Below are 15,097 nucleotides of genomic sequence, written 5' to 3' on the forward strand. Positions count from 1 at the left end.
TTTAATACCTATCACAACTACTTCCGTAGCTTAAAAGCTTCCTTACCCAGCAGCATTGGACGCAGCTCGCTCCAAACGACATGAAGCAGCGCCTCAAGCTCTGCCCCGCTATATCCAAGGCAGCGCACGACTAGCCCGTTCTTCTCCAAGAGCGACACTCCGCCGTAAGCCCTCTGCCCTGCTCCTGCTCCTGCTCCTGCTCCTGCTCCTGCTCCTGCTCCTGCTCCTGCTCCTGCTCCTGCTCCTGCTCCTGCTCCTCCACTTGACGTCTTCACGTTTAAATAACGATCAAGCACCCGCCGCACCGCATCTACATGCTCTGCCCCGACAGCCTCGGATAAGCACCAGAAGCTTCCAAAATGAGAATATCCCCCGAGCACCGATTCAGGCGAAAATCTCAAAGGCTCCAGACGCAGCGGGTCCCACACGACAAGCCGATCGCCCCAATAGATCGACAGCTCGCTATGCAGCAATTCGTATTCAAACAGCTCCCCAAAGCCTGCGCGGCCAGGCGTCAGCATATCGCTCATAAACAGCTGCGCCCCCTGCTCCATATGTATTGATGTCATCCCGCTATAGCGGACATCCTTATACGGAACGAGCGGCCCTGGAAAATACTCCAGCACAGCCTCTTTCCCGACGCGAAAAAGATTGCTCTGCCCACTCGTTATCCCGCCCATCCCCGGATGCAGCTTGCATGACGACTGTGTCGTAAGCAGAAGATGAGCGTTTTCCCCTACTGTGCAATCCAGCTCCTGAACATCTCCGCCGAACAGGCCGGGAGACGATTCCATTAAATAAATAATCATCTCGCCGGACGGCCCTTTGAACGGGCGGGTAATTTTCAGCGGTGCTTGGTGAGCCGAATAGCTCAAAACATTTTTCCCATTAATATAATCAATTTCACCCTGCCATCGGCTATGCATGGTCGTGATGATGCTCGTGATGGTGGTGATGAGTATGACCATGCTTAAGGGCTGGGCAAGCTGCGATAATCCATTCCACGACTTTAGCGGCACTTTCTTCACTTTTGAGATTTGTCATGACAAACGGCCTCTCGCCGCGCATCCGCTTGGAATCCTCGCTCATTACCTCAAGGCTGGCTCCCACATAGGGGGCGAGGTCAATTTTATTAATGACGAGCAGATCGGAGCGGGTAATGCCCGGCCCGCCTTTGCGCGGAATTTTCTCGCCTTGGGCAACATCAATGATGTAAATAAACATATCGACCAGCTCTGGGCTGAATGCTGCGGCCAAATTATCGCCGCCGCTTTCAATGAACAGCAAATCCAGATCGCTAAAACGCTCCTCCAGATCCTCGACCGCTTCCATATTCATTGATACATCCTCGCGCACAGCCGTATGCGGGCAGCCTCCTGTTTCTACGCCAATGATGCGCTCCTGCGGCAAAACACCTGTTTTGGTCAAAATAACTGCGTCCTCTTTCGTATAAATATCGTTGGTAATAATACCAATACTATAGTCAGGATACATGATTTCGCTGATTTTCTCCAGCAGCGCTGTTTTCCCCGAGCCTACAGGACCGCCAACTCCGATTCGAAGCGCTCTTCCTCCTTGAAACGGCGTGCTGTTCCAGCTGTCATGGGCATGGCTATGATTTGCTCCTCCACACATACAATCATCTCTCCTTCATCATTTTTTATTGCCAACATAACTAGCCTTCTCCGCAATTAGGACATAAATAATCGGGAATACAAGCTCTCATGGCGCATCGCTGCAATTTCCTGCATCACGTTCGCGGTATACATCTGTTCTGGCAAAAGCGGCTTTGCCGCTATCGCTGCCGCCTCACGCTCCAGAAGCGGGAACAAGGCCGTCATTATTTTTTGACCATCGGTCTGACCCAAGCTCCACATGCGAATTACATTTTGCAGCATGCTGTTAACTGTCTGATATAAAAAGCTGAGCACCGCCATATGAGGCGTCAGCTGCAAATAACCGCAAATCCAGCCATGAACGATTGCCGCGTTTGCGTCTCCCCGCTCTTGCTTAATCCAAGCCGCATAATCGCCCAGCAGCGATTCGGGATATACCGCCTGCACGGTATGCAAATACCGTTTGCCGATTTTGCTTGCCCCTTCTCTTGACTCCCGAGCCAGGCGCGTCCCCGTCATCCTGCGCGATAAATCCAGCAGCTTCGCTTTAATCGCTTCCCGCTCCTGCTGCTCAGGCTGCTGTAAGTAGGCAGGCACCCAGATCGCGCTCCAATACACGCCCGTTCCTTCAATGGGGGCAACCGTACCGCAAATGTAGCTATCCATCCACTTCAAAAAATCGGGAATGGTGCGAATCCGCTCCTCCTGCACATACGTTTCCAAGCCGAACGAATGGGAAAAGGCCCCCGTTGGAAAGGCCGAGTCCACCAGCTGCGCCACCTGCAAAAAAGATATCATTGTCGGCCTCTCCCTCCAAGCGAGCTGCTAAAATAAGTAATACCGCTGTGCCATAGGCAGCTCGCTTAGCGGCTCACATATCGCCTGCTCGCCATCTACGAGCACCTCATACGTATCTGGATTAACGGTAATTTCCGGCGTCAAATCATTCAACAGCATATCGCGCTTGCCGATGTTTCGGCAGCCCGATACCGGCAGCACCTGCTTCGCAAGGCCCAACTGCTGCTTAATACCAGCATCGGCAGCCGCCTTTGATACGAACGTAATACAGCTGCTGTATTTGGCCTTCCCATGTGCTCCGAACATGAGCCGACCGATTTTAGGCTCCGGCGTTGGAATCGAAGCATTAGGATCGCCCATGATCGCAAAGGCAGGCATGCCGCCCTTCAGCACCAGCTCCGGCTTTGTTCCGAAAAATTCCGGCTTCCACAATACGAGATCCGCCCATTTCCCCGCCTCGACCGAGCCTACATATTTCGAGATGCCATGGGCAACGGCAGGATTTATCGTATATTTTGCCACAAAACGCTTTACCCTGCTGTTGTCGTTAGCACTTGCCTCTCCTGCTTCGCTATCCCCGTTAGCCTCGCCAGCCCCAGCTCCACCAGCTAATGGACCGCGCTGGCGCTTCATTTTATCGGCTGTCTGCCACGTACGGGAAATGACCTCTCCCACTCGGCCCATCGCCTGCGAATCGGAGCTAATAATGCTAAGCGCTCCTAAATCGTGCAAAATATCTTCAGCGGCAATCGTTTCAGGGCGTATGCGAGAGTCAGCAAAAGCAACATCCTCAGGAATGTTGCGATCGAGGTGATGGCAAACCATCAGCATATCCAAATGCTCTTCGATCGTATTAATCGTAAAAGGCTTTGTTGGGTTCGTTGAAGATGGGATGACGTTCGGATGGCCTGCGAGCGTAATAATATCCGGCGCATGGCCGCCCCCCGCCCCCTCGGTATGGTACGTATGAATTGTCCGTCCGTTTATGGCTTTAATCGTCTCCTCCACAAAACCCGCTTCATTCAGCGTATCGGTATGAATCGCTACCTGAATGTCCATTTCATCCGCGACTGTAAGCGCCGCGTCGATAACAGCCGGCGTTGAGCCCCAATCCTCATGAATTTTAAGGCCAATCGCCCCCGCAGCTACTTGCTCGCGCAGCGTATCCACACCCGATGAGTTGCCTTTACCGAGAAAACCAATGTTCATCGGGTATTCCTCAGCCGCCTCCAGCATGCGGTGGATATGCCAGCTGCCCGGCGTACAGGTCGTTGCTTTCGTCCCCTCGGCCGGCCCAGTTCCTCCGCCAATCATCGTCGTCACGCCTGAAGACAGCGCCGTCTCAATTTGCTGAGGGCAAATAAAATGAATATGTGTATCAATGCCGCCCGCAGTGATGAGCTTCCCTTCCCCCGCAATAACCTCTGTCGAAGCACCAACGATGAGCTCAGAATGAACGCCGTCCATCGTGTCCGGATTGCCCGCCTTGCCAATCGCAACGATTTTCCCGTTTTTGATGCCAATATCGCCCTTTACAATACCGGTATAATCAATAATAACGGCATTGGTAATGACCGTATCGAGCACCTTCTCATCCCGTGTACGAAATGCGGACTGTCCCATCCCATCGCGCAGCACCTTGCCTCCGCCGAACTTGCATTCATCGCCATAATGGGCATAATCGCGTTCAATCTCTATAAACAGCTCTGTATCAGCAAGCCTGACCCGGTCGCCTATCGTTGGCCCAAACATGCTGATATAAGCTTCTCTAGCGATTGGCAAGCCTGCCTGCTTATCCTCTCCCTCCGTGCTGAGCGGCGCAGCCCCTCCGCCATAAGCTACGAGCTGTACCAGCTTCTCCTCGCCTGGCTCAAAGCGCACAGCTGTGCCTGATGGAATATTGAGGCGAAAGCCTTCTGCTGCCGTACGGTCAAAATCCAGCCTAGGATTCACCTGTGCAAAAGGAAAATGCGACCCGACCTGAATCGGACGATCCCCGCGGTTCATAACGAATAGGTCTCTTACGATGCGGCCTGAATTTTGCCATATTCTATCCTGCTTTGGAATTACCTCACCGGGGATCATGCTTTACTCTCCTTCCTTCGCGGAACGATTGGATCATGAATCGTTACGAGCTTCGTTCCATCTGGAAAGGTAGCCTCTACCTGCACCTCATGAATCATCGACGAGATACCCTCCATGACCTCATCTTCAGCAAGAATGGTACGACCGTAACTCATGAGCTCAGCTACCGTCCTACCGTCCCTTGCCCCTTCCATAATTTCATAAGTAATAATGGCAACGGCTTCGGGATAATTAAGACGCAGGCCGCGAGCCTGCCTTCTCCGTGCCAAATCTGCCGCCAACACAATAAACAGCTTTTCCTTCTCTCTCTCCAGCAAATACATAGCTACACTCCCTTTATAGCGTCATCTTCATCACGTTGTATAAGCTACAATACTCTTGTCATATATACTAACATGAAAACCCTTAAATTTGGATATTTTGAATAAAAAATAAATATTACATTCGAACGCCAGCCGGCCACATAAAAAAAGAAGCCCTCAGTCCCACAAAATTCGTGGTTCTGAAAGCCTCTTTTGCGCCACTTGATTCATGACCCAATCGTCTTAATTCACTGCCAACCGATAATTAAACGTCGTTGTAGGCACGCCATCAACCGCTGTGAAGGTTACCTGATTGTACGCCGGCAAGCTTTGGGCAATATTATCCTGCGCAGCAGTCATTTTATCGCCACTCAAGCTTGGAATAATAAGCTGTGTAATAACGCCCTTATATCCCGTTGCCGTCGTGTTCGTGTGAATATGGCGCGTACGCCCTGTATACTCACCCGGATAAATCGTTGTGTATTCATAATAGCCGTTTGCATCCGTCAGCACATAGCCGCGCAGCGAAAGCTGGCTGGCCGTGTAGCTGCTGGCAGCACCATTGGAGTTCGGATGGTAGTTACCTGTATCATCCGCCTGCCAAATTTCAACCTTTGCACCGGCTACCGGCGTCGTACCCGTCGCTCCGGCGTACACATAGCCCTTTACCTTGATTTTCTCGCCTGTTAGGCTGTCATAATTCAAGTTGCCGCTAGTTAATTGGCTCGTGCCCGTCACATAATACGGTCCTTGTGTAACCTGTTGTGTAAGTCCCGTATCGTCCGTCGACCCTGAAGTCGTCGTGCCCGTTGTCGTACCCGTTCCAGTGCCCGCACCGCTCGTATCCGTGCCTCCAGTTGGAGGCGTTCCGGTTGGCGGTTCTCCATCTGGCGGCTGGCCACCGCCTCCACCGCCATTAATGGTGACAGTTTTCGAAGTGCTGTCATACGTCACATCCATTCCAAGCGCTTCAGACACCCCGCGAAGCGGCACGTACACCGAGCCGGCAAAGTTGAACGGCTCCAGCACTTTTCCAGTCTCATCCTTCAAGGTTACTGTATTTCCATTAACATTTACCTTAATGTCGTTGTACACAACAGAAATCGACTTCTGAAGCGACTGGGCAAAGGTCGTGAACGGAAGCGTTACCGCAGCCGTGATGACCACGCCAACGACAAAGCCCTTGTAGCCTTTTCCCGCATTTTTAAGCATAGCTGTCTCCCCCTTTCTCATTAAAATAGGAAGAAGCTTAGGAACATAATAGTCCATTCCAGCTTCTTCCCTATCATTCTACCTGTTTCCCTCTTCACTAGCCTGAATGGCAACTGAAAGTTTTGCATTTTGCTCCAATTGCGCCCGAATGCCCTGACGGTCGATTTGAATCCAATATTCAACGATTTTGCCTGCCTCGACCCGATAAACGGCACTCGCTATTTCAATAATCGGTTTGCCCGTTGGAGCGAAGCCATCTACTTCTCCCAAGTGGGCGCCAACCTGCGCAGCAGTCATCCTCAGCCCTCATTTCTTCGTTATGAATCAAATAAGCTTAATACCGTTTTCATGCTATTTTCAACAAAAGAACGATCAGGGCGAGCCTTAAGCAAAACCGTAACACCAATGAGCGCCACGACCAGCGTCTGCGCCAAGCTCTTAGCATTAATATCTGATCTGAGCTCACTACTACGGATGCCGCGTTCAATTGTCTCCTCAAAAATGACGGAAAGATACATCTGATGCTCCCTCGTCAAAATTTCAAACCTCTCATCATGTGGAGACAGCTCCACCATCGTATTTAGGCAAAAGCACCCCTTGCTCGGGCCTTCCCGGTATGCCATATCCAGCTGCTGCTCAAAAAAAGCGCGAAATGCTTCTTTAACCGAAGCCTTCTTCTGTAGACTCGTCCGCACATGAACGGCATGGTCCCTCGTATACTTGCGCAATGCCGCTTCAAACAGCGACTTCTTATCGCCAAAAGCGGTATAAATGCTCGGACGCTGAATACCCATAGCCGCAGTCAAGTCACTTAAAGAGGTCGCTTCAAAGCCCTTCTCCCAAAAAAGCTGCAGCGCAGCATCCAAAGCCTTCTCTTCATTAAATTCGCGCAATCGGGCCATAGCATCCTCCAATTAAATAACAATCAGTATGTAATTATTCTAGAATCTAATATTAGATTTGTCAACAATCAAAGAAGTATTTCTTGACAAGCTTCCCGCTTTGAATTTATATTAATCAAGCATGATTTTGTACCGATTGGTATTTTATTTTCACCATGTATGAGCACATCCACCCCCAACCATGAAGGAGTTATTTTTGATGTCGAAAAAAAGATCGTCATTTGCGGAGCATATCGCCACAACCGTAGCAGCTCAAGCCAGCGCCAATGCCGCTCCAGCCTTATCACGCAAAACAGCCCTGTTATTTGCCTTCGCTTGTGGACTCGCCGTTGCCAATATTTATTTCGCCCAGCCCTTGCTGAGCAGCATTTCGGACGAGCTTGGCATAGCCCCCTCCTCAATAGGCGCAGTGATAACGGTTACTCAGCTTTGCTATGCGCTTGGACTACTTTTGCTTGTACCGCTGGGTGATTTAATGAATCGTCGTACCCTTATTACCTCACAAATGCTGTTATCCGTCGGAGCCATGCTTATCGTCGGCTTCTCTACAAGTTCGGCTGCCCTATTTGCAGGTATGGCTGCTGTTGGTCTGCTTGCTGTTGTCACCCAAACCTTAGTCGCTTTCGCAGCGGCGCTAGCATCACCTTCTCAGCGTGGGCAAATCGTCGGGATTGTTACGAGCGGCATCGTAATGGGCATTTTACTCGCCCGCACCTTTGCCGGAATTTTGACAGATATTGCGGGCTGGCGCTCTGTTTATTTAGCCTCTGCCGCCCTCACCCTTATAATGGCCGGCGCACTGTACCGCATATTGCCTCGCGATCGCTCTGCTGCTCAGCGTGATCGCCTATCGTATTGGCAACTGCTGCGCTCTGTACTTACCTTATTTGTGGAGGAACGGGTGCTTCGTGTCCGTGCAGTGCTGGCTTTGCTCATTTTTACCGCCTTCAGCATATTGTGGACTTCCTTGGTGTTGCCGCTTAGCGCTCCACCCTTCTCGCTTTCGCACACAGCTATCGGCGCATTCGGTCTGGCTGGGGCGGCCGGAGCTTTAGCCGCAGCGAGAGCAGGCCGGCTTGCAGACCGCGGCCTCGGGCAGCGAACAACGGGCATCGCACTTACAGTGCTGCTTATTTCCTGGCTGGCTATTGGTTATGCTGATCAGTCGCTTTTCCCATTAATAATAGGCATTATCCTGCTCGATTTAGCCATACAAGCCGTACATGTCACCAATCAGAGCATGATTCTCAGCGTTCGACCGGAGGCTCGCAGCAGACTAACTGCCGGGTATATGATCTTTTATTCAATCGGCAGCGCCACTGGTTCTATTGCTTCTACTAGCATTTACGCTTATGCAGGCTGGAGCGGCGTATGCTGGCTAGGGGCAGGCGTTAGCGCTATAGCGCTTTTATTTTGGGCGGCAACCCGCTTGCCAAAATTTATGTAGCTCTCTCCTTTTAAATGCACCAGTCGGCGATTGAAAAGGGATTTTATCGCTTTTGGCCCTTATCCCCTTAGCTCAGAAAAAGACAAGCTCACAACGTTTCTGAGCTAAGGGGATAACCTAGTAAAGGACAGCAAACAGCAAAGGGCTTCGACATTCCACACTTTAAAATTCACCTTTTTAACAAATACCCTCTTCGTCACGCCCGATGTTTAGCTATCCGCATCTCAGCCAGGCGATCCGCTGCACGGAAAGAAGGCATTTGCTGCTCTTTCGATAGCTCAAAAATACGCTGTAGTTGGTTATAAATTCCCTCTACCCTGCTGAGCACCCGCTCTCGGTTATAGCCAAACCATTCATCTGCCACATTTATCAGCCCGCCGGAGTTGACGACATAGTCCGGAGCATATAAGATGCCTTGGGCTGCGAGCTGATCGCCATGCTTTTCTTCCTTCAGCTGATTATTCGCAGCACCAGCAACTACCTTCGCCTTGAGCAGCGGAAGGCTGTCATCATTAATAATGCCTCCCATCGCGCAAGGCGCAAAAATGTCACATTCAACGCCATAAATATGATCGACATCGACCATTTTGGCTCCAAACTCCATGACTGCACGCTCTGCGTTTGCTTGCACAACATCGGTCACAATCAGCTTGGCACCTGCTTCGCTCAAATAGCGGCATAAATGGTAGGCGACGCTGCCTACGCCCTGTACCGCTATCGTTTTCCCCAACAGCTCAGCTGACCCGAAAGCTTCTAGGGAAGCAGCCCGAATCGCATGAAATACACCAAGTGCTGTAAAAGGCGAAGGATTACCTCCGCTGCCAAACTCCGGCGATATTCCTGTCACGAATTTCGTCCTTTGACGAATAAAATCCATATCCGCCACTGTCGTCCCCACATCTTCCGCCGTAATATATGTGCCGTTCAACGTTTCAATGAACCGTCCAAACGCATGGAACAGCTCCGCGCTTTTATCCGTCATCGGGTCGCCGATAATAACCGCCTTGCCCCCTCCCAGATTAAGCCCTGCCGCAGAAGATTTATAGGTCATCCCCCGTGCTAAGCGGATAACGTCATCGACTGCCGATTCCTCCGAGGCATAAGGATACATGCGCGTACCACCCAGCGCCGGTCCAAGTGTCGTATCATGAATGGCGATAATCGCTTTTAAGCCCGATTTATGATCACGACAAAAAACCAATTGCTCCACACCATATTGCTCCACCCGTTCGAAATACAAACGATCCACTCCTGTCTCCACGCAAATATGTCAGATTAGATTCCATCCTCTCTCTGTAATTAATCTATTCTTCAAAGCTATGAAATGACTCATCCGCTTGCCTAACCAATCATACAAGTTCAATATCGCCAATAATGATAGACAACAAAATAAATGCCCAATGCTGCATGGCATTTGCCACACCGCATCGGGCACTTATTGCGAAACATAAATCTTCATACTCCCCTTCTAATTTTGAAAAGGAATTAACTTACGAACTTGCTCATTACGCAGCCAAATGCCGCCCCAGGCTAACACAGCAAGATAAACGGGAAATAAGGTGTTGCTGAACAATGGCGCATCCAGCCGCAGATGAGTTACGATAACCCCGCCAAAATACCCGGTCAGCAGCACAACGCCTAGGAAGGACGTACGTGGCAAAGCGTACAAAATCGTCGATAGCAGCGCAAGCACACCCATAATAACAATATGATGCTCCTGAAATCCAAGCTGTATGGTCGACTCAACTACAATTGCAGGCTTAAATAGCTTCATAACGCCATCAAATAGCATAAACAAAATGACTAATCCGCTCATGATCCAGGATGTCCAAAGCCGCCCTTTTGAAATGCGTGTGTTCATCGTTATTTACCCCTCACGTTTTTTGAGCATATTGTATCACATTTCACAGCTAATACGGAAAGCAAAAAAAAACGCTCATTGATCGGCTATTTGGCCAGCAAATCAATGAGCGTTTTTATAATATGCTGTCTTCCTAACGGCGTCCAGCTCATGACGAACCAATTAGGAATCGCATGTACATTTCCCTCTTGAACGGCGCTTGTCTCCTGCCACGCACTAGTTTGTGTCATCGAATGAAAAATTTCCTCGCTCCCTGCCAGCACATGATGCTTCTGAATAAATAAGTGCTCCGTATCCAGCACCGGCATCGCTTCCGGCGGAATTTCCAGCCGCCACATATCGCCCGGCACCTGTCCACCCGGCTTTAGGGCAAGCTCTTTATAAATGAGTTCATTAAGTGGATGGGCTGTTGTCCCTTGAATCCCAACTGCACGGTGACTAACCTGTATAACCGTAATTCGATTCTCGCCAATCGCTTCGTTCAACAATTGCTTGGCATCCTCAATACTCAAATCCAGACGGGTCAGCACCGCTTCAGCTTCTCGCTCTCGGTTTACAAGCTCAGCAATTTTCAAGAAGTTTCGCTTCCAATCCCACACTGAAAAATCAAGAAAATACGAGGGTGCGATTTGCTTAAAGCTGTCTTTAAAATGCATATGGTAATGATCCGCAATAATTAAGTCGCATTTGGAACGTTTTAGCTCACTAAGCTGCTCATCTAACTGCTTGCTGTATGCCTGTTCCCCTGTGCCGGGGTACTGAAACAAATCGACGGCACATACAGGCTCGATGCCGATAGATTGCAAATGCTCATGAAAGCCGAGCGAGGAGGCTACAGCGATTTTCATCGTCCCACGCTTCATATAAACGGTTGGCGATACGCCTACTAAACGCTGAAACATACGGCTGAAATAAAACTCGCTGCGGAAGCCGACGAAATCAGCCACTTCCTTTACGCGCCGATCCTCCTTGTCGAGTAATTGCTTCGCCTTGTCCATCCGGATTTGATTTAAATACTCAATCGGGGATTCGACCTTCATTTTGCGGAAAAGACGGGAGTAAGCCGTTGTTGTCATTTCGGCTGCTGCGGCCAAATGGTCGATGCTTATTTTCCGCCTATAGTTTTCTTTCATATAAATAATGCTGCGCTCAATTCGTTCATCGCTTGCTTCACGCTGCTCCGGTGCGTTGGTAATAATAAAGCTTATAAACTCTTCTAGCAGCAGCCGCAAGGAAAAAGCATCCGTCCTCGCTGCGCCTCTGCTCTGCTCATACATATACAGCAATCGTTGAAGCACCTGCTGCGGCTGACGAATAGCAATATGTCCCGGCAAAAAAGCACCGGACATCGCTAAGGTTTGCACCCCTTCATACCTCTTCCCTTCCTTTACAAGCAGGACGGGCTTGAAAAAAAGACCATAATACGTAATCGTGCTGCAATGATCAGGAATGTCAACGATCATCCCCGGCACTAGCAGATATAGCTCTAAGGGGCGAATTCGGCACAATACACCATCTATTAAGAGACTAGCTTCACCTTCTAAAATAAAACACAACACATGCATGCCTATCCGATGGCTGCCTGCTCCTTGGTGAACGGGGAACCTTCGTTTCCTTAAATATGAAAATAAATACAGCTGATTCGTCTTCGAAGAACGCAACGGCATTCGGTTTAGCACCGACCTTTCGTAAAACCGTGACAATTTCTTCTATTATATAGTATTACGCCGCAGCAGCAAATAGATCATATAAGGCGCGCCTATACATGCAGTAACTAGACCAGCTGGTATTTCATAAGGAGAAAAAGCCATTCTGCCAATTAAATCAGCAACAATAACGATTAATCCACCAAGCAAAGCCGTCACCGGAAGCCGCTTTATGCTGCGCGTACCAACTAAGCGTACAGCCATATGAGGAGCAATCAGGCCAACAAACGCAATCGTGCCCGCCATAGATACGGCTGATCCTGCCAAGGCGACGCTTATGAGAATAAACCAAAATCTCATTCGCTCGAGGCGCAGCCCGAGCCCCTTGGCCGAAGCATCGGTTAATTGAAACAGATCGAGCTGGCGAATACTGAACAGTACGAAAGGGAGCAGCACCGCTATCCACGGCAGCAGGGGCCAAAAATGCTCCCAGGTTCGACCGTATAAGCTGCCCGCCATCCATACCGAGGCTTGCGAAACACGAAAAATATTGCCCAGCGTCAGCAAATAAGTGATGCACGCTGCTGCCATAGCTGAAATGCCGATTCCTACTAACAGCAATCGAATGATTGAAATGCCATTGCTCCAGGATAATAAATAGATGAGGGCCGCTACAACAATCGCGCCGGCAAAAGCAGCAAAAGGCAGCTGGCTCATCGGGTACGCAGGCACAAGCACCATAACAGCAACTACAGCCGCTGCGGCTCCCGAATTGAGCCCGATAATGCCTGGCGAAGCAAGCGGATTACGTGTAATGATCTGCAACAGCATTCCTGATACTGCAAGTCCACAGCCCGCTAAAAAACCAGTGAGCGCTCTTGGCAGCCGTACCGTGCGAATCGTAAAAGCAAATTCATCATTTCCGATGTGAAGGGCCGTACGAATGGCTTCGAGCGGCGGCACTGCCCGTTCTCCAAGCATAATACTTAAGAGCAGAACAAGCAGATTCAAACCAAGCAGAAGCAAAACGATGCTCAAGAAGCGTCCCTTTATAATAGAAGAAACTATTTCGCTCCCCCCTTTCGCTGAGCCAAATAAATGAGGAAAGGCGCACCCAGAAAAGCAGTGACTACCCCTACAGGCAGCTCCTCGCCAGGCAATACGAACCGCGCTGCAATATCAGCCAGCAGTAATAGTAAAGCGCCTAATACAATCGCATATGGCAAAATCCAGCGATAATTGGTTCCGGCCATATATCTAGCCATATGCGGCACCGCTAGTCCGATGAAAGCAATGGGTCCTGCAATAGCTACAGCGCTTCCAGCTAAAACAACGATAACGCCGATACAGACCAGCTTGATGAATATGATCCTCTGCCCTAAGCCCTGCGCCACTTCCTCGCCCAAGCTAATCACATTCATATGTCCAGCTAATAACAACGAGCCAACCAGACCGAGCAGCATATAGGGAAGCACCGCTAAAAACAGCTGCATATCCCTTCCTGTAATGGAGCCGGCCAGCCAGAAGCGCATCGTATCCAGCGATTGTTCATTTAAAATAAGGATGCCCTGCGTCAGGGAAGCCAGCAGCAAATTGATCGTCGCTCCGGCAAGTACGAGCTTGACCGAGTTGAGCGGCTGTCTGCCGAGGGAGCTAAGTATAAATACCGCAAAGCCTGCGATTGCAGCGCCTGCAAAAGCCGACCAAGTAAACAGGACAAGCGAGGTTGTGCCGAAAAAAAATGACGCGATAACGGTCGTTAACGCAGCGCCATAATTAATGCCGAATAATTCAGGGCCTGCGAGCGCATTGCGGCTAAGCGCCTGCATGAGACAGCCAGCTGCTGCTAACGAGCCGCCTACGAGCATCGCAATCATCGCCCTTGGCAAGCGGACCGACTGTATAATAAGCTGATCCCGCGATCCATCAAATGCCCAAAACGTATCTATAACGGCTGCAAACGGCACCTTTACAATGCCAAACATAATGCTGGAAATCCACGCCATTATAAGTAAAACAAGCAGCGTCGCCAAACCGGTCATTCTGCCTCTCACTGTTTCAACCTCCGAACGCAAAGCGGTATAATCATACAGAAAGATTGGGCCGCCACTGCGGAGGACCCAATCTTCAATGAAACGATATGCATGCTGCATTTAGCCTGCGACATAGGTATTTATATCATCCGCCACTTTAGTAGCAGCTTGAATGCCTAGGCCACTCATCCAATATTCCCAATTAACCGGGTGAACGCTATTATTTTGAGCGCCCTTTAACGATTTCCACAGCGGACTGCTTTCCAGCTTGGCAAAGGCATCCTTCTCCCGATCAAACCATAAAATAACATTTCCATCGAGATCAGCGATCTGCTCCTCCGTTAAATCTTTGGAGAAGCCTTCATCCGTTTGTGCTGCCGGGCGAACGATACCCGCTTCCTTCATAATACCGCCAGCAAATGTGCCTTCCAAATAAATTTGAATTTTATCCTGGCGCGGACGGAACAGCGATACTTCCTTGCCCTCGACCTTTGCTTTCAGCTCATTTATTTTTTGCGCATAATCCTCAAGCAGCTTTGCTCCCTCAGCCTGCTTGTTCACAGCATCTGCGTGCAGCTGTAGGTTTTCCTTCCAAGTTACGCCGAGCGTTTCTACGAATACGGTCGGGGCAATTTGTGCCAGCTGAGTATGAATCGCATCATGCGTATCTTTATTTCCAATAATTAAATCCGGTCCGAGTGCATCAATCGCTTCAAGATTTGGCTCATTGACCGTTCCAATATTTTCAATGCCATCCGTTCCCTCCAAATAAGCAGGGTAAGGATCGCCAGCAGCCAAAATAGATGGAGCGCCGACAGGCTTGATGCCCATTTTCAGCAAATTGTCCAAAGCGCCGATATCAAGCACAACAACACGCGCTGGATTTACAGGCACTTCAACATCGCCATATGTATCCTTAACCACTCGAGTTGCTGCCGCTGGTTCTGCACTGCTTGTGCTTTCAGGTGAAGCTGCCGCTGGCGAAGCGGTATTCGTTCCGCCAGAAGCCGCATTGCCGCAGCCCGATAAAATGAGAAGTAAAATCATGAACCCTACAAAATGAAGCGTAAAACGGTGTTTTCTGTCTACAGTTCTTACTAGCATGTACTACATCCCCCTGCGATTAATAATGATTATCATTAATAATAAGAATACCAAGCCCCTCGGCAAGCTGTCCATGCAATAAGATGTCATT

14 protein-coding genes and 1 pseudogene are annotated in these 15,097 nt (G+C 49.8%); 1 reads left to right on the top strand and 14 read right to left on the bottom strand.

Going from position 1 to position 15,097, the window contains the following annotated elements; genetic code table 11:
- Window positions 1–17 precede the first annotated feature (17 nt).
- The 8 genes and pseudogenes from V5J77_RS17895 to V5J77_RS17930 all read right to left on the bottom strand — a co-directional run bounded on the left by V5J77_RS17895 (window position 18) and on the right by V5J77_RS17930 (window position 6,915).
- On the bottom strand, window positions 18–926 hold the full coding sequence (locus V5J77_RS17895) for an urease accessory protein UreD (protein WP_338552164.1): 909 nt from the start codon (window positions 924–926) through the stop codon (window positions 18–20).
- The gene (ureG, locus tag V5J77_RS17900) at window positions 919–1,635 is read right to left on the bottom strand and encodes an urease accessory protein UreG (protein WP_338552165.1); all 717 of its coding nucleotides are present in this window, start codon (window positions 1,633–1,635) and stop codon (window positions 919–921) included. Before ureG ends, V5J77_RS17895 begins: the two co-directional genes overlap by 8 nt.
- Before the next feature lie 56 nt (window positions 1,636–1,691).
- Window positions 1,692–2,414, bottom strand: coding sequence for an urease accessory UreF family protein (locus V5J77_RS17905; protein ID WP_338552166.1), 723 nt, complete (start codon window positions 2,412–2,414; stop codon window positions 1,692–1,694).
- Between the two features lie 27 nt (window positions 2,415–2,441).
- Window positions 2,442–4,499, bottom strand: a complete 2,058-nt coding sequence (gene ureC / locus V5J77_RS17910) for an urease subunit alpha (RefSeq protein ID WP_338552167.1) — start codon at window positions 4,497–4,499, stop codon at window positions 2,442–2,444.
- Entirely contained in the window at window positions 4,496–4,822 is a 327-nt protein-coding gene (locus V5J77_RS17915) for an urease subunit gamma (RefSeq protein ID WP_338552168.1), read from the bottom strand. Before V5J77_RS17915 ends, ureC begins: the two co-directional genes overlap by 4 nt.
- Window positions 4,823–5,044: 222 nt before the next feature.
- Complete coding sequence (locus tag V5J77_RS17920; protein ID WP_338552169.1) at window positions 5,045–6,013, bottom strand: stalk domain-containing protein; 969 nt, start codon at window positions 6,011–6,013, stop codon at window positions 5,045–5,047.
- A 78-nt stretch (window positions 6,014–6,091) separates the two neighbouring features.
- A pseudogene (locus tag V5J77_RS17925) lies at window positions 6,092–6,298 on the bottom strand (ester cyclase); the annotation flags it as partial.
- A gap of 32 nt (window positions 6,299–6,330) precedes the next feature.
- Window positions 6,331–6,915 carry a TetR/AcrR family transcriptional regulator gene (locus V5J77_RS17930; RefSeq protein WP_338552170.1) on the bottom strand — a complete coding sequence of 195 codons (585 nt, stop codon included), beginning with the start codon at window positions 6,913–6,915 and terminating at the stop codon, window positions 6,331–6,333.
- A 199-nt stretch (window positions 6,916–7,114) separates the two neighbouring features.
- Here V5J77_RS17930 and V5J77_RS17935 point away from each other — a divergent pair, with 199 nt between their 5' ends.
- Window positions 7,115–8,362, top strand: coding sequence for an MFS transporter (locus tag V5J77_RS17935; RefSeq protein WP_338552171.1), 1,248 nt, complete (start codon window positions 7,115–7,117; stop codon window positions 8,360–8,362).
- Between the two features lie 196 nt (window positions 8,363–8,558).
- Here the strand turns inward: V5J77_RS17935 and V5J77_RS17940 are convergent, their stop codons facing one another.
- The 6 genes from V5J77_RS17940 to V5J77_RS17965 form a co-directional block, all read right to left on the bottom strand.
- Window positions 8,559–9,602 carry a Glu/Leu/Phe/Val dehydrogenase gene (locus tag V5J77_RS17940; RefSeq protein WP_338556905.1) on the bottom strand — a complete coding sequence of 348 codons (1,044 nt, stop codon included), beginning with the start codon at window positions 9,600–9,602 and terminating at the stop codon, window positions 8,559–8,561.
- 228 nt (window positions 9,603–9,830) lie between these two features.
- Window positions 9,831–10,223: a DoxX family protein gene (locus tag V5J77_RS17945; RefSeq protein ID WP_338552172.1), complete on the bottom strand. Its 393-nt coding sequence runs from the start codon at window positions 10,221–10,223 to the stop codon at window positions 9,831–9,833.
- Window positions 10,224–10,309: 86 nt separating this feature from the next.
- Window positions 10,310–11,890: an AraC family transcriptional regulator gene (locus tag V5J77_RS17950; RefSeq protein WP_338552173.1), complete on the bottom strand. Its 1,581-nt coding sequence runs from the start codon at window positions 11,888–11,890 to the stop codon at window positions 10,310–10,312.
- A gap of 45 nt (window positions 11,891–11,935) precedes the next feature.
- Window positions 11,936–12,907, bottom strand: coding sequence for an iron ABC transporter permease (locus tag V5J77_RS17955; RefSeq protein WP_338552174.1), 972 nt, complete (start codon window positions 12,905–12,907; stop codon window positions 11,936–11,938).
- Window positions 12,908–12,933: 26 nt separating this feature from the next.
- Window positions 12,934–13,923 (bottom strand): iron chelate uptake ABC transporter family permease subunit, encoded by a 990-nt coding sequence (locus V5J77_RS17960; RefSeq protein ID WP_338552175.1) that lies wholly within the window; start codon window positions 13,921–13,923, stop codon window positions 12,934–12,936.
- A 99-nt stretch (window positions 13,924–14,022) separates the two neighbouring features.
- Entirely contained in the window at window positions 14,023–15,006 is a 984-nt protein-coding gene (locus tag V5J77_RS17965; protein ID WP_338552176.1) for an iron-siderophore ABC transporter substrate-binding protein, read from the bottom strand.
- Window positions 15,007–15,097 lie beyond the last annotated feature (91 nt).

Source organism: Paenibacillus sp. KS-LC4, assembly GCF_036894955.1.
In the GTDB taxonomy this organism is placed as follows: domain Bacteria; phylum Bacillota; class Bacilli; order Paenibacillales; family Paenibacillaceae; genus Pristimantibacillus.